At 69.4% G+C, this 19,014-nt stretch carries 19 protein-coding genes and 1 tRNA gene; 10 read left to right on the top strand and 10 right to left on the bottom strand.

Annotated elements, in window-relative coordinates; all coding sequences use genetic code 11:
• Nucleotides 1–136 precede the first annotated feature (136 nt).
• Nucleotides 137–209, top strand: a tRNA-Lys gene (locus IZR01_RS25365).
• Between the two features lie 152 nt (nt 210–361).
• On the opposite strand, the gene IZR01_RS25360 is transcribed toward IZR01_RS25365, so the two are convergent.
• Both IZR01_RS25360 and IZR01_RS25355 read right to left on the bottom strand, forming a co-directional pair.
• Complete coding sequence (locus tag IZR01_RS25360; protein WP_194925300.1) at nt 362–1,348, bottom strand: MsnO8 family LLM class oxidoreductase; 987 nt, start codon at nt 1,346–1,348, stop codon at nt 362–364.
• Between the two features lie 61 nt (nt 1,349–1,409).
• Nucleotides 1,410–2,042 carry an NAD(P)-dependent oxidoreductase gene (locus tag IZR01_RS25355; RefSeq protein WP_194925297.1) on the bottom strand — a complete coding sequence of 211 codons (633 nt, stop codon included), beginning with the start codon at nt 2,040–2,042 and terminating at the stop codon, nt 1,410–1,412.
• Nucleotides 2,043–2,382: 340 nt separating this feature from the next.
• Between IZR01_RS25355 and IZR01_RS25350 the strand changes: the two genes are divergently transcribed.
• The 3 genes from IZR01_RS25350 to IZR01_RS25340 all read left to right on the top strand — a co-directional run bounded on the left by IZR01_RS25350 (nt 2,383) and on the right by IZR01_RS25340 (nt 4,800).
• Nucleotides 2,383–3,270, top strand: a complete 888-nt coding sequence (locus tag IZR01_RS25350) for an NAD(P)H-binding protein (protein WP_194925296.1) — start codon at nt 2,383–2,385, stop codon at nt 3,268–3,270.
• Nucleotides 3,267–3,917, top strand: a complete 651-nt coding sequence (locus IZR01_RS25345) for a hemerythrin domain-containing protein (RefSeq protein ID WP_228560194.1) — start codon at nt 3,267–3,269, stop codon at nt 3,915–3,917. The genes IZR01_RS25350 and IZR01_RS25345 overlap by 4 nt, the downstream gene beginning before the upstream one ends.
• A 163-nt stretch (nt 3,918–4,080) precedes the next feature.
• A complete protein-coding gene (locus tag IZR01_RS25340; RefSeq protein WP_194894305.1) occupies nt 4,081–4,800 on the top strand; it encodes an alpha/beta fold hydrolase in 720 nt (239 codons plus the stop codon).
• 115 nt (nt 4,801–4,915) lie between these two features.
• Here the strand turns inward: IZR01_RS25340 and IZR01_RS25335 are convergent, their stop codons facing one another.
• The 7 genes from IZR01_RS25335 to IZR01_RS25305 all read right to left on the bottom strand — a co-directional run bounded on the left by IZR01_RS25335 (nt 4,916) and on the right by IZR01_RS25305 (nt 11,888).
• Complete coding sequence (locus IZR01_RS25335; RefSeq protein WP_194894306.1) at nt 4,916–5,356, bottom strand: MarR family winged helix-turn-helix transcriptional regulator; 441 nt, start codon at nt 5,354–5,356, stop codon at nt 4,916–4,918.
• Nucleotides 5,357–5,489: 133 nt separating this feature from the next.
• Nucleotides 5,490–5,657: a hypothetical protein gene (locus tag IZR01_RS25330; protein ID WP_194894307.1), complete on the bottom strand. Its 168-nt coding sequence runs from the start codon at nt 5,655–5,657 to the stop codon at nt 5,490–5,492.
• 31 nt (nt 5,658–5,688) lie between these two features.
• Nucleotides 5,689–6,657 (bottom strand): ABC transporter ATP-binding protein, encoded by a 969-nt coding sequence (locus tag IZR01_RS25325; RefSeq protein ID WP_194894308.1) that lies wholly within the window; start codon nt 6,655–6,657, stop codon nt 5,689–5,691.
• Nucleotides 6,654–7,466, bottom strand: coding sequence for a hypothetical protein (locus tag IZR01_RS25320; protein ID WP_194925295.1), 813 nt, complete (start codon nt 7,464–7,466; stop codon nt 6,654–6,656). The genes IZR01_RS25325 and IZR01_RS25320 overlap by 4 nt, the downstream gene beginning before the upstream one ends.
• Nucleotides 7,463–8,161, bottom strand: a complete 699-nt coding sequence (locus IZR01_RS25315; protein ID WP_194925294.1) for a hypothetical protein — start codon at nt 8,159–8,161, stop codon at nt 7,463–7,465. Before IZR01_RS25315 ends, IZR01_RS25320 begins: the two co-directional genes overlap by 4 nt.
• 175 nt (nt 8,162–8,336) lie before the next feature.
• Nucleotides 8,337–8,891: a hypothetical protein gene (locus IZR01_RS25310; RefSeq protein WP_194925293.1), complete on the bottom strand. Its 555-nt coding sequence runs from the start codon at nt 8,889–8,891 to the stop codon at nt 8,337–8,339.
• A 93-nt stretch (nt 8,892–8,984) separates the two neighbouring features.
• Nucleotides 8,985–11,888, bottom strand: coding sequence for a helix-turn-helix transcriptional regulator (locus IZR01_RS25305; RefSeq protein ID WP_194894312.1), 2,904 nt, complete (start codon nt 11,886–11,888; stop codon nt 8,985–8,987).
• Between the two features lie 357 nt (nt 11,889–12,245).
• Between IZR01_RS25305 and IZR01_RS25300 the strand changes: the two genes are divergently transcribed.
• The 3 genes from IZR01_RS25300 to IZR01_RS25290 all read left to right on the top strand — a co-directional run bounded on the left by IZR01_RS25300 (nt 12,246) and on the right by IZR01_RS25290 (nt 14,694).
• On the top strand, nt 12,246–13,010 hold the full coding sequence (locus IZR01_RS25300) for an AfsR/SARP family transcriptional regulator (protein ID WP_194925292.1): 765 nt from the start codon (nt 12,246–12,248) through the stop codon (nt 13,008–13,010).
• Between the two features lie 146 nt (nt 13,011–13,156).
• Nucleotides 13,157–13,558, top strand: coding sequence for a peptidoglycan-binding domain-containing protein (locus IZR01_RS25295; protein WP_194894314.1), 402 nt, complete (start codon nt 13,157–13,159; stop codon nt 13,556–13,558).
• Between the two features lie 119 nt (nt 13,559–13,677).
• The gene (locus IZR01_RS25290; RefSeq protein WP_194894315.1) at nt 13,678–14,694 is read left to right on the top strand and encodes a C40 family peptidase; all 1,017 of its coding nucleotides are present in this window, start codon (nt 13,678–13,680) and stop codon (nt 14,692–14,694) included.
• A 215-nt stretch (nt 14,695–14,909) separates the two neighbouring features.
• Here IZR01_RS25290 and IZR01_RS25285 read toward each other — a convergent pair whose 3' ends face one another.
• Nucleotides 14,910–15,806, bottom strand: a complete 897-nt coding sequence (locus tag IZR01_RS25285; RefSeq protein ID WP_194925291.1) for a helix-turn-helix transcriptional regulator — start codon at nt 15,804–15,806, stop codon at nt 14,910–14,912.
• Between the two features lie 101 nt (nt 15,807–15,907).
• Between IZR01_RS25285 and IZR01_RS25280 the strand changes: the two genes are divergently transcribed.
• From IZR01_RS25280 to IZR01_RS25270, 3 genes are read left to right on the top strand one after another with little or no spacing between them, the layout of a single operon-like run.
• Nucleotides 15,908–17,419 (top strand): MFS transporter, encoded by a 1,512-nt coding sequence (locus IZR01_RS25280; RefSeq protein WP_194925290.1) that lies wholly within the window; start codon nt 15,908–15,910, stop codon nt 17,417–17,419.
• A 54-nt stretch (nt 17,420–17,473) separates the two neighbouring features.
• The gene (locus tag IZR01_RS25275) at nt 17,474–18,310 is read left to right on the top strand and encodes an alpha/beta fold hydrolase (protein ID WP_194925289.1); all 837 of its coding nucleotides are present in this window, start codon (nt 17,474–17,476) and stop codon (nt 18,308–18,310) included.
• A gap of 47 nt (nt 18,311–18,357) precedes the next feature.
• Complete coding sequence (locus tag IZR01_RS25270; RefSeq protein ID WP_194894319.1) at nt 18,358–18,978, top strand: pentapeptide repeat-containing protein; 621 nt, start codon at nt 18,358–18,360, stop codon at nt 18,976–18,978.
• Nucleotides 18,979–19,014 lie beyond the last annotated feature (36 nt).

Below are 19,014 nucleotides of genomic sequence, written 5' to 3'. Positions count from 1 at the left end.
CCCAACACCACTCACCGACGCCACCCACCCCCGGTGGCCACGACGTGGCCGAACCGGGACGCCCGGTTAACGATTTCGGGACGCGGCCGGTGGTCTGCTAATGTTTCATCCGTCAACGCGACACCGGCAAGACCAAGCGCCGTTAGCTCAATTGGCAGAGCAGCGGACTCTTAATCCGCGGGTTCGGGGTTCAAGTCCCTGACGGCGCACCCGTGGCAAAACCCCAGTTCAGGAATCTGAGCTGGGGTTTTGCGTTTCTGGTCGTGACTTCGGCTCTGCCCTGATTCACACGCATTCCGGGTGCGGGGAGCTGCATCGGGCGAGTAGACGAGATCACGTTCGGGCGCCGCAGGGAACAGAGTCAGGCGCTCGTAGCGGTGAAGTGCTCCTTGACGAGTTCGAAGGAGCGAACGCGGGCGCGCAGGTCGTGGATCGGTGTGTACAGCATCAGTTCGTCCGCTCCAGTCTCGGCGGCCAGCTGGGCAAGGCGCCGCGCAACGTTCTCGGGCGATCCGACAGCCTGCCGCGTCCGAAAGTCGGCCAGGACGTCTCGTTCCTCCTCGGTGAACAGATGGGTGGCCGCGTCCGCAGGAGTGCGAAACGGATGAGCGTCTCCGGCTCCCTTGAAGAGGGCATCCCTGAACACCGCGAAGGGGCCGGCCTGCCACGCGGCTTCTTCCTCCGTCTCGGCGCACACGGCCAGCACGGACACCAGAACCCGGGGCCGCTCGCACCAGCGGGAAGGGATGAACGCCGCCCGGTACCGTTTCAATGCCTCCGCAGTGTTCTGCGGCCGGATGTGGTGTGCGAAGGCGATCGGCAGGCCGAGCTCCGCAGCGAGCGCGGCGCCGGCGGTGCTGGACGCCAACAGCCAGGGCTCCGGCAGGGTGTCCGGAGCGGCCTCGTCGACCAGCGACGACAGGATCGCTGCCACGTCTTGCCGGTATTCCGCATCCGTCGCCGGGCCGGCTCCGCGACGCAGGGCCCTTGCGGTGGCCTCGTCGAATGTGCCGGGCCCACGGCCGATCCCCATGTCGATCCGGCCCGGGTGCAGCGCGGCCAGCGTCCCGAAGTGCTCGGCCAGCGAGATCGGCGCATGGTTCGGAGCCAGCACCCCACCGGAGCCGAGACGGATGGCCGAAGTGGAAGTCGCACAGTGAGCTGTCAGCATGGCCGGAGGGAACGCGCCGACCGAAAGCGAGTGATGATGCTCGGCGTACCAGATCCGGCGGTAACCCAGCCCCTCCAACTCCTGTGCGAAAGCTGCGGTTTCGCGCAGGGCATCCGCGGGTCGGCCGCCCGCCTGGAGCATCGCTAATTCCAGTGCCGACAGAGGTATTCCACCCATGCGATCGGCCCGAGCCGCAGCGACGCTGGTGGTCGGTGTTTCTTGGGCGTGCATCGGTGACCTACTTGGCGTCGAGGACTACTGCGATCTGACGGATGAAGGTGTCTCCCACGGCAGAGCGGAGCAGGAAATCGGCGACGTTTGTGCGAGAGGCCGAGGGGAAGATCGGCATCTTCTTGACGTCCTCGAGCGCAGCGGTGCTGTAGCGCATGCTGTCACCGTTGTTCAGCGCACCGGGATATTCGAGAGTCCACTTCAGATCGCTGGCCCTCAAGAGCACTTCCGAGGCGGCCTTGTCTGCATAAGGCTTCCGAAGCAAGGTTCGGAAAAGTGGGCCCACGAGGAATGAGGCCTTGGCGAGGGATTCGCCGACTCCAAACGCGGACAGCAGGATAAAGCGGTCGACGCCAGAAGTCTTCGCGGACGCGATGACCGCGCGCACCATGTCGGTAATCAGTGTCGGGGTCTCGCTGGCCTTCTTCACCCCGAGCGCGCTGACGATCGCGTCGTGGCCCTGGGCCGCCTTCGCGATCACGGCCGCGTCGGTGACGTCACCGGTGACGATCTGAGCGCGCGGGTCGACGGCGGAGCCGGCCCGCCGAACCAGGGCGGTGACCTGGTGTCCCTCGTCGAGTGCCTTCTTGACGAAGAGGACACCGGTGCGTCCGGTGGCTCCAAGGACAAGAAACTTCACGATACTTCCCTCTCTGTTGAACGACGAACGGGCGTGCCGGTGTTGCGGCCGGGCGGCAGGGGCCGGCCCGGTCCCCGCCCATGCCGGGTCGGAGCCGCCCATGCCTCTGGAATATCGTCAGGATCATTTATGAATCTAGTCAGCTTGACTGACTATGTCAAACCGGAGTCGAAGGCTTGTCGGGGCTCGCTGGGCTGACACCCATGGCCAGCAGGCAGCCAGGGCGGCAGCTCTGCGGCCGTGCGACTGCCGCTGTTGCCATCGGTTCGGATGTGTGACTATGGTAGTCATGAAAGCTGACTAGTTGGATGACGAGGCTGAGAGAGAAGGACCAGAACTCATGATTTTGATCACCGGAGCCACCGGCACTGTCGGTTCGGAAGTCATCAAAGCGCTGCTCCCCGCCCAGGCCGGTAACCTGCGGGTCCTCACCCGCGATCCTGGCGCGGTCTTCCCCGACGGAGCCCAGAAGGTCGTCGCCGATCTCGGTGACAGCGACCTGACACCCGTTCTGGACGGCGTACACGCGGTGTTCTCGATAACCCACGGGCTCAACATCGCCGCACACGATCGCCGGCTGGTGGCCGCGGCGCAGCGAGCGGGCGTGGAGCGGATCGTCAAGCTTTCCGTGCGCAGCGTCGGACACGACGGTGCCGACCCGATCACCGCCTTGCACCGGGCCGGCGAGGAGACGATCCGCGACAGCGGCATCGGATGGTCGTTCCTGCGGCCCACCGGATTCATGTCCAACGCGCTCAACTGGGCGGGGATGATCGCGGCCGATCAGGTCGTGTACGCGCCGTTCGCCGCCGGCCGGGCCGCTGTCGTCGACCCGGCGGACATCGCGGCGGTCGCAGTGGCCTGTCTCACCCAGGACGGTCACAACCACCGCGTCTACGAGCTCACCGGCCCCGACCCGCTCAGCCCCGCCGACCAGGTGACGCTCCTGGGCGAGGTGCTGTCGCGCGACCTGCGCTACGTCGAGGCCGATCCGGCCGGCATGGTCTCGCAGATGGTGTCCTACGGCATGCCCGAGGAGGAGGCGCAGGCAGTCATCGAGCTGTTCCGCTCCACCCTGGAGCCGTACAACTCCGAGCCGACAAACGATGTCGCAGCAGTCACCGGCCGCCCGGCGCGCAGCTTCACCGACTGGGCCAAGGCCCATCGCGCCGAGTTCCCCACCCCGGACGCCGTCCAGGACGCCGCAACCGGCGGGGAGTCACGATGAGCACGCCCGGGCCCCGCGTCGACACCCACGAGATGGTGCTGATCCACCGCGTCCTGCGGCGCGAGTTCGGGCTGCTGCCCCGACTGTTCCGCTCCGCGGCCGATGACCGGGCCCGATCCAAAGTCATCGGCGCGCATGCCCACGAGATGTTGGACTTCCTGCACACGCACCACACCGGCGAGGACGAACTGCTCTTTCCCTTGCTGCGTGAGCGAGCCGCGCTCGACCCGGAGCTGATGGACCGGATGGATACGCAACACATGCAGGTCGACGAGGCTGTCAGGGCTCTGGAGGCGGAACTGCCGGGGTGGACGGCGAGCGCTGACGCCGCCGCCGGCGAGCGGATGGCGACCCGCGTCGAAGCCACGATGCCGACACTGATCGCCCACCTGGCCGAGGAGGAGGAGAAGCTGCTCCCGATCGTCTCCGTCACGGTCACGCAAAGCGAATGGGACGCGCTCGCCAAGCACGGCATGAGCGCGATCCCGCTCACCCGGCGGCTGGTCATCCTCGGCCACATCACCGAGGAGGCCAGTGACGCCGAACGGCAGAAGTTCATGCAAGTCGTTCCGGCCCCGGCTCGTCTGGCCTACAAGCTGATCGGCCACCGTCAGTTCACCCACGAGACCACCGCGATCCGCGGCTGACCGACCCGCGCCAGCGACCCGACACCACACCCACAGAAGAGCATCGGCCCCCTGCGACCTGCGTCCCGCACTCCGTGCCACGGCATAGCGCGCGAGACGCAGGTCCTCCACCACTTCCCACACCGCCCAGCTCGCGCTTAGACCAGAAGAGAAGAGATCTGACATGACCGACGGCAAGCGCGTGCAGACGTTCGTCCTGATTCCCGGCGCATGGCTGGGAGGCTGGAGTTGGCAGCCGGTGGCCCGGGCGCTGGTCGAGCGCGGTCATCGGGCTCTGGCGCTGACCCTGCCCGGGCTGTCGTATGACGGTTCGCCGGCAGGGCTCGAACTTGCCGACGCTGTGGACTACGTGGTCGGTGAGGTCGAGCGCCGCGACCTGTCCGATGTGGTCCTGGTCTGCCACAGCTGGGGCGGATACCCGGCCACCGGGGCCGCCCACCGGCTGGTGGGCCGCGTCGCGAAGGTGATCTACTTCAGCGCGGTGGTTCCCGAGCGGGGCATGTCAATGCTCGACGAGAACGAGCACTACGGCGAGATGATCCGGCAGGCCATCAAGGCCACCCCCGATGCCACCGTCCCACTCGACCTCGACGCGGTTCGAAATGTGCTCATGCCGGGAGACCCCGCGCCGCTCCAGGAACTCGTGAGCCGGCTGCTGCTGCCGCAGCCGGGCGGCTATATGACCGGCAGCCTCGACCTGCCGCCGGTCACGGAGATCGGAGTGGACGCGGCGTACGTCCTGTGCGCCGACGACAGCGCCTTGGCCCGGCCCGGCACCGAGTTCGCGGCGCGGCTCGGCGTCGACCCGCTGGTGCTGCCGGGCACTCACATGACCATGCTGACCAGGCCGGACACGGTGGCTGAGGCGCTGCTCTCGGCATGAAGGCGCCGAGGACTGACCGGTGTGGCTCGTCTGGCACCGTGCTCTGACACCGTGCATTGTGGCAATGGCCCATCCACGCCGGAGCATCGTCAGGATCATTGATGAAAGAGTCACATCAAGCGTAGGGGTCGGTGATCTCGCGGAGTTGATCGAGAATCTCGTGCAGCAACGTGAAGTTGCGGGTGCCGAGGTAGGTCTTCCACTCCGCGTAGATCTCATCGAGCGTGTCCATGGCCACCTTGACCGCGCGCCGGCCGCGTTCCTCGATCACGATCAGCCGGGCACGGCCGTCCGTGGGGTCGGGGGTCCTGCGGACGTAGCCGAGGTGTTCGAGCTGGTCGACCATCACGCTGGCGCTTTGCTTGGTCATTTGCGCCTGGTCGGCGAGGTCTTTCAGGCGCGAGCCGTCCGGGGCGACGCGCTGGAAGACTCGGCACTGGGCGAGCGTCCAGTCGTCGAACCCGGCATCCTGCAGGGCCCGGAAGAGCCGGTCCTCGGTGTACCGGTACGGGATGAACAACGACACCCCTAGATCAACCCGCTGTCCGTCGTCCATACCGCCCTCGGCTCCGTCGCTCGCCTAGTCCCACCAGCCTCACACCTTATGGCAACGCCGCCGTCAGCCTCTGGGCCGGCCGAACTAGTCAGGCATCGTTACTACTGCCAGTATACGGCAGCGCCGACGACGTTCAACGACGTTGACGCTTGCGGTAATCACGTACCAGGCGGGTGATGTAGAAGGGAAGGCCGATGATGGCGCCGATGATGAGGACCCACTCCGCGTAGAAGGCGGGCCCGGGGTGGAAGCCGGTGACCTTGGCGGCGGTCAGGACGGCGGTGAGTGGCTGATGCGGCATCTGCTGGTCCTTGAGTCTTGATGAGCTGGGGTCAGATGGCGTGGACGTCGGGGGTCGAAGGCTCTGATCGCTCTGATCGCTCTGATCGCTGGGTTCGCTGGGACCGCTCCGAGACGGTGCTGTCGATGGCGTGCATCAGGGCGATGTAACCGTCCTCGACCGTGGCGCTGACGCTCTCCGCGTCGGGGGTCGGGGCGCTGGAACTGACGACCCGGTAGACGGTGCCGCTGATGCCGGGGCTGATGGTGACGGTGGGCAGATCGGGCGGCGGGGTGGTGGCCGGCTGCGTCAGCTGCCACACCATGCCCTCGGCCCTGGCGGCGAGCTCGCCGATGGCACCCTCGAACGCGATGCCGCCGTGCTCGATCACCACGACGTTCGGGCAGGTCTGCACGATGTCGTCGACGATGTGCGTGGAGAGCAGCACGGTGCGATCGCCGGACAGGGTGGCGAGCAGACTGCGGAACCGCAGCCGCTCCTCGGGGTCCAGGCCCACGGTGGGCTCGTCGACGATCAGCAGCCGGGGGTCGTTCAGGATGGCCTGGGCGATGCCGACGCGGCGCTTCATGCCGCCGGAGTAGGTCTTCAGCTTCCGGCGCGCGACATCGTCGAGCGCGACGAGTCTGAGGACCTCGTGGACGCGGTCGCGGCGGGCGCGCTTGTCGGTGATGCCCTTGAGCAGGGCCATGTAGTCGAGGAACTGGCGCGCCGTCAGATCCGGATACAGCCCGAGCTCCTGGGGGAGGTAGCCGGTGGCGGCCTTGACCTCTCGGCGTTGAGCGCGTGACGTCAGGTCGGTGCCGTCCACGCTGACCGTCCCCGAGGCCGGCTGCAACACCCCGGTCAGGACCCGCATGAAGGTGGTCTTGCCGGCGCCGTTGGGGCCGAGCAGACCGACCATGCCGGTGGGCAGGCGGAGGTTGACGCCGTCGAGAGCGCGGACCTGCCCGCGCCGGAAGGTGACGGTCAGGCCGGTGATGGTCACGTTGGGCGCGGTCATGACGGGCTCCTCCGGTTGAGCACGTAGTGGGCGGTCGCGAGGGCGGCGAGCGCCGTGAGGAGCAGGAAGGCGATGCTGATGACGGCGTCGGCACTGGTCGCGTTCCATCCCCGCTCGCGGGCGTCGAACATGAAGCCGTGGAACCAGGCGCCGATCGGGTATTCGCCGATGGCTTCGAAGGGCGTGCCGGCGGGGGTGGGGATTCCGTAGTCCGGGCCGACCATGTTTCCCCAGACCCAGTAGCCGAACAGGCCCAGCCGGAACAGCACGGGCCCGGTCAGGAACGGGACGGTGAGCGAGAAGGCCGTCACGAAGATCAGTCCGGGCAGGAAGACGGTGGCGAAGACCTCGATGCCGACCGGGATCACTCCGGCCCCGTGCTTGGTGGACAGGTAGCCGAGCAGGGCCGCCCAGCACAGGGCGAACGGCGTGATGGTCGCCGCGCCGGCGCCGATGGCCTTGCCCCACAGGCGTGGGCCGATGCCGGTGGGCGTGGAGGCCAGGAGGTCGTTCAGCTCCAGCCGGGCCTCCCGTCGGACGCGGTCGGCGAGGACGGCGCCGACGCCGATCGGGCCCAGCTCCATGAAGTTGCCTGCCCAGTCCGAGACCAGCGCGGCGTGATCCGTGACGCTGCCGATGTTCACCGGCAGGGGCGCGGCGCAGCGCAGGGCGATCAGCCCGATCACGACCACCCAGACGGCCGGGCGGCGCACCTGCATCAGGTACTCGTAGCGGGCGGCCGCGCGGGTCTTCGCCCACCAGCCCTGAGCCGCCGTCGGCGCGGTGGTCCGCTCAAGGACGGCGGTCATGCGGCATCCCTGCCCAGGAACCGTTCGGGACGCCTCAGCAGCACCCCGGACACGACGACGGCGGCGACACCGACCGCGGGCAGGGCGATCCGGTTGACGTTCCACTCGTGCGCCGGGACCCGGTCGGCGACGCCCATGAACATGGACTGCGCCCGCAGCACCGAGTTGGTCCGAATGACGCGATCCATGAGGATCTGGGCCAGCCACACGCCGCCGACCAAGCCGCTGGCGGCGGCCGAGCTGCGCAGCGCGACCGCGATGAGCATCGCCAGCGCGACCAGCCAGATCATCGGCGGGGCCCACACCAGGACGTAACCGCCGGTCCCCTGCCCCTCGGGCCACGCGCCCATGGCGTGGAACGCGACCGCGTCCAGCAGCGTGGCCACTGCCGCCGCAGCCGCCACCAGACCGGCTCGCAGGAACAGCACCCTGCGATAGACCGTGGCGGTCATGACCAGCTCGGCACCGGGATCACGCCCCACGACCGACGAGGCCGCGATGGCGGCGCCGAGCGGAGCAAAACCCGCCAGCACCACACCGGCGGCCTTGTCCAGATTGTGAGTGCCGGCCCCGGTCGCGTACAGAGTGGTCACCAGGACCGCCCCGGCCAGCGGTGCCGCCAGCGCCGTGACCGGCGCGGCGATGCCGGTGACCCGCAGCTCCAGGTGGAGGCGGGCCCAGGTGGACTCGTTCATGTCCACCTGCTGACTAGCTCAGGCACCGCGCTGGCGCAGGATGCGTCAATGTCTCGTTGCATGCCCTCAAGCCTGCTCACGCTGACCGGTGCTCGTACCGGCCGAAAGTACTGATCTGGCGGATCGGAGCAGTCCTTTCGGCCGGAGTAGCGGCCGCGACCGGCGACCCGTCAGGTCACAGGCCCATGGCCGCGATCTCGGCGAGCACCTCGTCGTAGTACTCGGCCGGCGCGGCCAGGATGCCGCGGAGGTACACCGGCATCGCGTCGTCGTCCGGGTCATCGTCTTCGTCGATGTCGCCGTCGATGTCGCCGTCGAACGGGATGTCGTCGCGGGGATTCCAGTTGAGGCCGAGTGAGAGTCCCGGGACAAGCGGGTGGGACTTCTCCCGGTAGTCGACCGGGTAGCCCGCCGCCTCGATCTGCCCCATCAGCTCGCGGGCCGGAGTCCGGAACACGTCGATGCCGCGCCACGTCACCGTCACGTCCGCGTCGTCCTCGTACGGGCGCGCGATGTCCAGCGAGGTCAGGGTCTTGCCGTCCTCCGAGGAGAACAGGATGTCGAACTGCGGGAGCCGCGTGTAGACCTGCATGAAGCTCCACTTCCTCGGCAGGCCCTCGTTGCTGACCCTGATCTCGCCGAGGGCCGCGGCCGCTTCCTTGATCTCGTCGACGGGCATGCCGAAGCGGAAGCCAGTGATGCCGTTCGGCGGATCCAGTTCGATGTGCATGGGCGTCACTTTAGGAGGCACGTCCTGATCGTCGATCGGCATGCGGATCCTGCTGATGTCCACCGACCTCGGTCGAGCTGTCCATCGTGAAACTCAATCCGCAGCCTCGCCACCCACATTCCCAATGATCCGCGGCAACTCCCCCCGCGACGACACCCCGAGTCGGCGATACACCCGTCCCAAATGTGCCTCGACTGTTCGGGGGCTGAGAAACAGCCGCTGCGCTATCTCGCGCGACCGTAGTCCCGCGGCGGCGAGCTCCGCGATCTCGCGCTCGCGCTCGCTCAGCATGCCGAGCAGGGCGTCGGCGTCGGAGCGGGGCGGCTGCTTGGTGTCGGTGCGGCCGGTTTGCAGTTCGGCACGGGCGCGGGCTGTGTCCTCGCGGACCCAGAGGGCGCCGAGGGCGTCGGCGGCGGCCGCGGCGGCGTCCAGCCAGACCAGGGCGGCGTCGTGGCCTTGGGCCGCGTCGGCGGCGGCGGCGCCCATGGCCTGGGTCCAGGCTCGTTGGATCGGGGCTCCGGCTCGGTCGAAGCGGTCGGCGGCCCGTTCGAAGAGGTCGACGGCGAGGTCGGGGTGGCCGTCGGCGAGGTGGAGGGCGGCTCGGGCGCGGATGGCGCTGGCGGTCTGGCCGGTCAGGGACAGGCGTGCGGCGGCGGCTTCGGCTTGCTCGGTCCAGCCGCGGGCGGCTGGGAGGTCGCCGCAGCGCAGGGCCGCCAGCGCCATCACGCCCTTGAGCGAGGGTTCCAGGGCGGGTTGGGCCGCCGCGACGTCCTCGACGTCGGCCCGTTCCAGCATCGTGCGCAAGGCGCCCTCGGGGTCGCCGCCGAGGAGTTGCACCTGCGCGGCCAGACCGAGTGCGCTCAGGGCCCACCAGCTGTGGTCTGATTCGACGTCGGCGATCGCGGACTCGGCCAGCGCCAGGATCTCCGGGAGGTCGTGCTGGCCGCGGGTCCAGATCGTCGCCGATGCTCGGATCGCCTTGGCCAGGCCGGCGCCTTCCTGGGAACCGATGGCGGTGGCCAGTTTCTCGGCCTGGACGGCCCACTGCGTGGCCGTCTCCAGGCGGCCGGTGAACAGCTCGACGGCGGCGAGTCCGAGCAGTCCGTGCAGGACCACGTGTAGCTGGGCGCCGCCGCTGGCGACCTTCAGCCCACGCTGCAAATGCCGCGCGGCGTCGTCGAATCGCTCAAGGTAGAGCTCGCCGGTGCCCAGCGTCACGAACATCTCAGGGGACTGACCCGCCTGGGGATCGGCCAGCGCGTCCACCGCGGCGGCGCACTGCTGCATCCCCCGCAGGGCGACGGCGACGTCCCCGACATAAGCATCCTGACACACCTCCAGGCAGCGGATCGCGATCTCCGTCGGGTGCACCGGGCGGGCGGAGGTGTCCACCGCGTTGCGGATCACCTCGCGGGCCTGGATGTGGTCCCCGCGCAGCGACTGGACCAGCGCGTACTCGTAGACCATCATCACGGCCTCCAGCGGGAGCGAGCCGCCCTCCTCCCGGGCCGGCAGGAGGCTGAGCGCCGTGGCGGCGATGGCCTCGGCCTCGGAGTACCGGCACAGCAGGCGCTCGACGTCCGCCGCCGCCCCGTACGCCCGCAGCGCTATCTGCCACGGCAGTTCCGAGACGTGGCCCAGCACCTCGTGAACCAGGGTCCTGGCTTCGTCCAACCGGCCCACGGCGATCAGCGCCCGGGCTCGCAGGATCTCCACCTCGGCGCGCGCGTGGCCGCCGTGGGGGATGTAGTCCAGAGCCAGCCCCGACCAGTGCGCCGCGGCGGCCGGGTCCCGGGCCACCACCTCGGCGGCGGCCCGGGCCAGGATCGGCGCGGCGGTGCCGGAGTCGGTGCCCAGCAGGTGTTCGGCGTGCCGTGCCAACACCGCGGCGGCGGTCTGCCGGCTGGCGAGCAGGTCCAGCGCGCGCCGATGCCCCACCGACTGTTCGGACAAGCTGGCGTGTTCGTGGACGACGTGCCCCAGCACCGGATCGCGGAACGCGAACTCGCTGTGCCCGCGCTGCCGCACCAGATCGGCTTGCGACAGCTCGCCGAGCGCGGCCAGGACCCGGTCGGCCGGGAGGTCGCAGACTTCGGTGACGTCCTCGGGCCGGAACGGGTCGCCCAGAATGGCCGCACCGCGCAGGACCGCGCCGGCATCGGCCGAGAGGAGGTCCAGTTCGGAGGTCAGCGCCGCCGCCTCGCGCACCAGCCCGCCGGGGTCGCCGCCGGCCCGGAACGGCCACAGCACCGGGTCCCAGCCGGCCGCCAGCAGGATCCTGAGATTGCGGGGGCTGCCGCCCGCCGCGTCGCCCAGCCTGCGGTCGTGGGTCTCGTCCTGCTCCAGGGCGCCGTTCGCGGTCAGGGCGCCGTTCGCGGCCAAGGCGCCGGACCAGCGGCCGATCAGCTCGCACATCGCGTCCGGGGTCAGCGGCGGCACGACGACCCGGGTCACGGTGCCGATGCGGACGCCGTCGTCCAACGCGTCCAGCAACGCCGGGTTCGTCTGCCGGGGGCGGTGCGACAGGGCCAGCAGGAACGGTCCCGGCACCGGGTTGCGGACCAGCCGCACGGCGATCTCGACCGACCTGGGATCGCACCACTGCACGTCGTCGAGTAACACCGCGCCGCCGGCTCCGTCGGCCCAAGTGGTCGCCAGGGCCCGGGCCGACTGCGGGTCCAACGCACCCGTGCCGCCTAATCTGGCCAGGTCTGGGTGTTCCTCCCAGGCGCTGCGGAGAATCTGGCCGGGAACGGCATCGGCGCGGACCGCGTCACCGCGGATCGCGTGGCCCCGGGCCAGCCGGGCCCCGGATCCGGCGACCATCCCGGCGAGGACGGCCAGCAGGCTGGTCTTCCCCAGGCCGGGATCGCCGACGATCTCCAGGATGGCCCCACGCCCCGAGCGCAGCAGACTGACGACCTGCTCCAGACGCGCGACTTCCGCGTCCCGTTCCACCAGAGGCCCGTCGAAACGCGAGGGACTGATGAGTGGCATCGACACAAAGTATGACTCTCCAATTCCGAGAGCCGGTATTCCAGTCCAACAGCAGATTGAGGGGACGCAACGGGCAAGTGCCGCACGAACCCGGCACAAGCCCGGCAAACCGCCGGCCCGAACCCGGCAAACCCCGGCCCGAACTCGGCCCGAACTCGGCGCGAACCCGCCCCCGCAATATCGATCTCGCTATTTCGATCTTGCTTGGATCTTACGCCGATCAGACGGCGACCGGCGATGCTCGAAGCCACGCGGGCATCGGGACTCCGCTGGCACCAGTACCGCACGGTCCTCCAATGACAGATCGGCACGGCGGCCCAACGGTCGCAGTGCCCGTACTCGCACGGGGAGTTGGCTATGCAGTTCAGGCTTCTTGGTCCACTTGAGGTCACCGACGCCGGCGGCCGCTGGCAACCGGTCACCGGTCCACGCCAGCGGGTGCTGCTGGCCACGCTGCTTCTGAACCCCAACCGCCCGATCTCGGTGGACGAACTCGCCGAGACGGTCTGGGACGGGGTGCCGCCGAAGGGCTACGCGCAGACCTTGCGCAGCCACGTGATGCGGCTGCGTCGCAGCCTCCAGACGTCGGACCCGTTGCGGCTCCAGGCCCGGGCGCCCGGCTACGCGCTGGAGGTCGCAGACCACGAACTCGACGTGCACCGCTTCGAGACCCTGTGCCGGGACGCGGCCGAGCAGCGGCGCGCCGGGGTCTGGATGGCCGTGGCCGACACGGCCGAGCGGGCTTTGAGTCTGTGGCGCGCGCAGCCGCTTCTGGACGTGCCGTCCCAACTGCTGTCCAGGACCGTGGTGCCGCGCTTGGAACAGCTGCGGCTCCAGGTGCTGGAGTCCCGGCTGGACGCGGAACTCCGCCTGGGCCGCCATCACTCGGTGGTGCCACAGCTCCAGACCCTCGTGGCGGTTCACCCGTTGCACGAACGCTTCCACGCCCAGCTGATGCTGTCCCTGTCCCGCACCGGCCGTCGCGTCGAGGCGCTGGCCGTCTACCGATCGGCGCGGCGGCTGCTCATCGACGAGCTCGGCGTCGAGCCGGGGCCGGAGCTGGCGCGGGTGCACCAGTCCATCCTGTCCGGCGACGACCTGGTCTTCGAGCGCGCGGCCTGACCGGGCTGCCACAACCGTCGCACAGAGGTGCCACGCCCGTCCGCCATGGTCTTCGTCGAAGACAACTGCGGCATCCACAACGGCGGCATCGTGATCGCGGCCACCGCGGGCGTCACAGACAGCGCACTTCGAGAAGGGAACAAGCCATGACGAACCTCTCGCTCCGGCGCCGCGTCGCCGCGACCGTCGTCGGCATCCTCGCCGTCGGTGGCACCACGCTGATGGTCAGCGAGCCGGCCCACGCCGCGATGTCGACCGCGTGCCAGTTCACCCCGGACCAGCCGCAGATCTACGTCGGCAGCCAGGGCACCGCGGTGAAGCAGGCGCAGTGCGAGCTCAACTTCGCGTACGCGTTGGGCCACTCCACCAACTACGGCAACGGCTCGTACAACGGCGTGACCGTCGATGGTGACTTCGGCTCCAACACCGAGGCCGCGACCAAGAACTTCCAGATCCACTGCATGGGCGCCACCAACCCCAACGGCATCATCGGCCCGAACACCTGGAGCGCGCTCAACTACTGGGTCCTGCAGCCGCACTACTGCTGAGCTCTATGCACCTCTACACACAACTGCTGAGCTCTGTGAACAGGCGGCGCCCCGTCCTCATCACCGGGGCGCCGCCAAGCCATGACCCACCACCGATCCCCCACAGAAAGGAAGTGCCCATGTCGCTCAAGAAGCGCTCCGCGATCCTCGTCGCGGCCGGCGCGGTGGCGCTGATCGCCGTGGCGCCCGGCGCCGCGAACGCCGCGCCGCGACACGCCGCCGCGACGACCGCCACCGCGGTCTCCTCGGCCGCCGTCACGCCGAACTCCTCGATCAACGGCAGCATCTCGGCCTCCGAGATCCTGTCCCGCGCCGCGTCGTGGAACGGCACGCCGTACAGCACCACCACCTACAAAGACGGCCCCGGCAACGACATCGCCTACCGCACCGACTGCTCCGGCTACGTCTCCATGGCCTTCCACCTCTCCAGCAGCCTGACCACCGTCTCGCTGCCCTCGGTGGTGCACTCGATCAGCAAGGCCGACCTCCAGCCCGGTGACATCCTCGGCGTGCTCGGGCCGAACACCGGCGGCAACGCCGGCCACGTGCTGATCTTCGACGGCTGGGCGGACAGCGCCCACGACTCGTACAACGCCTGGGAGAACTCCGGCGACCAGGGCGTGCACCACGGCACCATCCCCTACCCGTACTGGCCCAACACCAGCGGCCCGGCGGCGTCGCTGTACCAGCCGTACCGCTACAACAACGAGTCCGGCACCTCCGGCGGCGGCATCCCGCCGTGGCCGAACCTCGTCGAGGGCAACTCCGGCACCGACGTGGAAGCCGCGCAGTACCTGCTCGACGACCACGGCGCGTCGATCAGCACCGACGGCCAGTTCGGCGCCAACACCGTGGCCGCGGTCAAGTCCTACCAGTCCGCACACGGCCTGGGCGTGGACGGCCAGATCGGCCCGCAGACCTGGAGCTCGCTGATGGTCCAGATCCAGTCCGGATCCACTGGCGACGCGGTCAAGGCCGCGCAGCTGGAACTGAACAAGTACGGCTACGGCGTGGCGGTCGACGGCTCCTTCGGCCCCGGCACCAACAGCGCCGCCGTCGCGTTCCAATCAGCGCACGGACTGCAAAACAACGGGCAGATCGGCCCGCAGACCTGGGAGACGCTGGTCGGCGACTGAGCACCTGCCGGTACCACTTCCAGATGGCGACCGCGGCCTAGCCGCGGTCGCCGCTCTTCTTGTGTATCAGCTCTCTGGCAGGCGCTGATGACAGCACAGCTGGTGGCCGGGCAAGTAGCCTGCCACCGACGTATCAGGCCACTGCGGAACTCAGGCTGCGGATTCAAACCGCGGATGCAAGCTGCGGACTCAGGCTGCGGATTCAAACCGCGGGTTCAGGCTGCGGAAGCGAGATCAGCGTGAGTGAGGTCGGCGTGCTGCCGACCGGAGATCAGCGTCAGCCGCTCCAGCCGGGCCCGGGTCTGGTCGTCCTCGGGCACGTAGGTGACCAGGCGCGCCCCGGCCTGCGGAGCCAGCCACAGGCTGGTGTTCAGCAGCTTGAGATACCCGACGTGCGGGTTGTCGATGTGCTTGGTGCTGTCGGAGACCGCGACCACTTCGTGCCGGTCCCACAGGTCGCGGAACTCCGGCAGTTCCATCAGCCGGTCGTGCAGGCTCCGCCACGCGGGCTCGGCCAGGTGCTCGGCGATCGCCGCGCGGAACTTGGCGACCATGACCCGGATCGAGTCCTCCAGGTCGCCGGTCGCGGCCCGCCACTGGTCGTTGGTGAAGGCCAGCCACATGCAGTTGCGGTCCTCGCGCGGCAGGCTGTCCATTTCGCACATGAGCCGGCTGAAGGCGCGGTTGTAGGCGAGGATGTCGTAGCGGCCGTTCTGGAGGCAGGCCGGGAAGGGTTCGAGGTGGTCCAGCATCGCCTGGAGCGCCGGGGTGGCGGTCGGGCTGAGTTCGCCCGGCGCCGGGTCCACGGCCCCGCCGAGGGCGAACAGGTGCGCCCGCTCGCTCGGGTCCATCAGCAGTGCCCGCGCCAGCGCGTCCAGCACCTGGGCGGAGACCTGGATGTCGCGGGCCTGTTCCAGCCACGTGTACCAAGTCACCCCGACCGCGGCCAGCTGCGCGACCTCCTCGCGGCGCAGTCCCGGGGTGCGTCGGCGCCGGCCGTGGGGCAGTCCGACCTGCTCGGGAGTGATCCGTTCGCGGCGGCTGCGCAGGAATTCGGCGAGCTCGCGGCGGCGGATGTCGGGGACTGCGGTGTGCTCCGGGCTGATCGTCACGGTACTAGTGTGCGCCTTGGTTTGTCCCGTTACCAGGTAGGAGTTCTACCAGGATAAAGACACTCTGGAACCAGGCTACGGAGCAGCCGATGCTCGGTGACATGAGTAGCACCACCAGAGCCTTCCGCACCTCACCAGCCGCAGCACCACTCGCTGCCCCGGCTGCCTCACCCGCCTCCGCCTCCGCGGCCTCTACCGCCCCTGTCGCCCCCTCCGGCTCCGACCAGGCCTCGGGACTGGGTCCGCTCGGCCTGTTCACGATCCTGCTCGGCGCGGCCCTGCCGCTGATCGACTTCTTCATCGTCAACGTCGCGCTGACGACCATCAGCAAGGACCTGCACGCCGGACCGGCACTGCTCGAACTGGTAGTAGCCGGCTACGGCCTGGCCTACGCGGTCCTGCTCGTCCTCGGCGGGCGGCTGGGCGACGCCTTCGGCCGCCGCCGGCTCTTCCTCACCGGGCTGGCCGGCTTCGGAATCACCTCGCTGGCCTGCGGCCTGGCCCCCACCGCGTGGGTGCTGGTGGTCGCCCGGGTGGCACAGGGCGCGGCGGCCGCGATGCTGATGCCGCAGGTGTTGGGGACGATCCACGCCTCGACCGACGGACACCGGCGGACTCGGGCGGTGGGCCTATACGGCGCCACGCAGGGCCTGTCCATGGTGGTCGGCCAGATCCTCGGCGGCGTGCTCGTCGCGGCGAACCTGTGGCACACCGGCTGGCGCGCGATCTTCCTGGTGAACGTGCCGATCGCGGCCGCCGTGCTGCTGCTCGCGCCGCGCGCGGTGCCGGCCACGCGTTCCCCGCGACCGGAACCGATCGACGTCCCCGGCACCGTCCTGCTCACCGCCACGCTCGCGGCGCTGCTGCTGCCGCTCACCGAGGGCCGGGCGGCGGGCTGGCCGGTGTGGACGTGGGTGTCGCTGGCCGCGACTCCGTTCCTGGCGTTCGCTTTCCAGCGGGTCGAGGCGCGCGCCGACCGGCTGGGCCGTACTCCGCTCGTCCCGCCGAGCCTGCTCCGCCTGCCGTCGCTGCGGCGCGGTCTGGCGCTGCTGCCGCCGTTCGGGATCGGGTTCGGCGGGCTGATGTTCGTGCTCGCGATCGTTCTGCAGCAAGGGCTTCGGATGACGTCGGTAGTAGCGGGACTGGCTTTGGTGCCGTTGGCGGTGGCCGTGTTCCTCGCCTCGTTCGCCGGTCCTTGGCTGGTCGCGCGGCACGGCGCGGGGCGGGTGGTGATGCTCGGCTCGCTGCTGCAACTCCTCGGCGCAGTGGTGCTGCTCCTGACGTTCTGGGGCGGCTGGCCGCATCTGGACACCTGGGCGCTGGCGCCGTCGTTCGCGATCGTCGGGTTCGGGCAGGGACTGTTGCTGCCGATGCTGTTCCGCGTCGTGTTGTCGGATGTGCCGCACGAGCACGCGGGGGTCGGGAGCGGCGTGATGACCACGACACAGCAGGCCTCGCTGGCGCTCGGGGTGGCGACGATCGGGTCGCTGTTCCTGGCCGTGATGGGTTCGTGGGGCATGCGGGACGCGGTGCTGGCGGCGCTGCTGGCCTGGGTCGGCATGGTGGTGCTGACCGGGGCGCTGAGCCTGCGGCTGCCGCGCGGGATCTCTTAAAACAACGACACCTTCATCCGACACCTTCAAGCGACACCCTTAGTAGGAGAAACAATGACTACCGTGAACGGCTCCAAGAACGGCTCGAAGAACGGCTCCAAGGTGAACCACGAAGTCCGGCGATCGGACCACACGACGATCCGCTACACCGCCAGCGGCCCGGTCAGCGGCCCGACCCTCGCGCTCATCCACGGCTGGGGCTGCCACCGCGGCGATTTCGACGCGATCATCGACCACCTGCCCGCCGACTTCCGGGTCCTCGCGATCGACCTCGCCGAGCACGGCGAATCCCGCTCCACGCGCGACGTCTGGACCATCGAGGAGTTCGCCCACGATGTGGCGGCCGTCCTGGAAGCCGAGTCGGTGGCCGGTTGTGTCGTCGCCGGGCACTCCATGGGCGGCGCGGTCGCCGTGGAAGTGGCGCGGCTGCTGCCCGACATCGTCACGCACGTGATAGCCCTCGACGCGCTGCACTACCTGTCCCTGTTCCCCACCCAGAGCGCGGAACAGACCGCCGCGATGGTGCACCTCTTCCGCGATGACTTCGCCGGGGGCGTACGCGGCCTGGTCGAGGGCGGCTCCCCGGCCGGGACCGACCCCGCGCTCCGGGAGGCGTACTTCCAGAAGATGGTCGCGGTGCGCCAGCCCGCGGGTCTGCACTCCATCGAGGGCCTCGTCCACTGGGACATGGACGCCGCACTGCGCGAGACGAAGCAGCCGATCACCGTGTTCGCGATCCGCGACCTGGTCTCGCCCGAAGCGCTGAACCGGTATGGCGACCGGTTCGACATCGTGCTCGTGGAGTTGGGCAGCCACCACTTCCCGGCCGAGGCGCCGGAGGAGACGGCGAAGCTTCTCGCCGCGGTGGTGTCACCTTCGTCACCTAAGTGACAGCTGGGTGACGGCAACCGTCAGACCCCCGCGCTACGGTCGAGATCATGGCAGAGCGCATGGGCGGAGCCCCGGACCCGCAGACCTCGTCGACGATCGCCGGTGACGACTGGTACGCGCGCCAGGTCACCGGCGAGACGTTCGAGCGCGTCGCGTTCCTCGACGTCGACTTCACCGAGATGGCGACCGAGGGCGCGACGTTCACCGAATGCACCTTCCGCGGCTGCCGGTTCAACGCCTCGGTCCACACCGGCTCGGCGTTCGTGAACTGCACCTTCCGGCGCACCTCGCTGTTCGACGCGACGTTCACCCGCGCCAAGCTGACCGGGACGATGTTCGACCGCTGCACCTTCGGCGCGCTCAAGGTCGAGGGCGGCGACTGGTCGTTCACCGGCCTGCCCGGCGCCGATCTGCGCGGCTCGGTGTTCCGCGGCGTCCGGATGCGTGAGGCCGACCTGACCGGCGCCAAGTGTCAGGGGGCTCAGTTCCGCGACACGGATCTGTCCGGGGCGTCGGTGTACGGGTCCTCGTTCGAGACCGGCGACCTGCGCGGCAGCGACCTCTCGGCGTTCGACCCGACCGAGGTGAAGCTGCGCGACGCGGTCATCAGTTTCGATCAGGCCGTGGTGTTGGCGATGGCACTCGGGTTGGACGTGCGCGCCGAATAGGCCGAGTAGCCGGCGCGGCACCGGTACTGGCACCCG

The sequence above is a fragment of the Catenulispora pinisilvae genome (assembly GCF_015356865.1).
Taxonomy (GTDB): Bacteria; Actinomycetota; Actinomycetes; order Streptomycetales; family Catenulisporaceae; genus Catenulispora; species Catenulispora pinisilvae.
The sequence above is the reverse complement of the archived record's forward strand: the minus strand, read 5'-3'. Positions and strand labels throughout refer to the sequence as shown.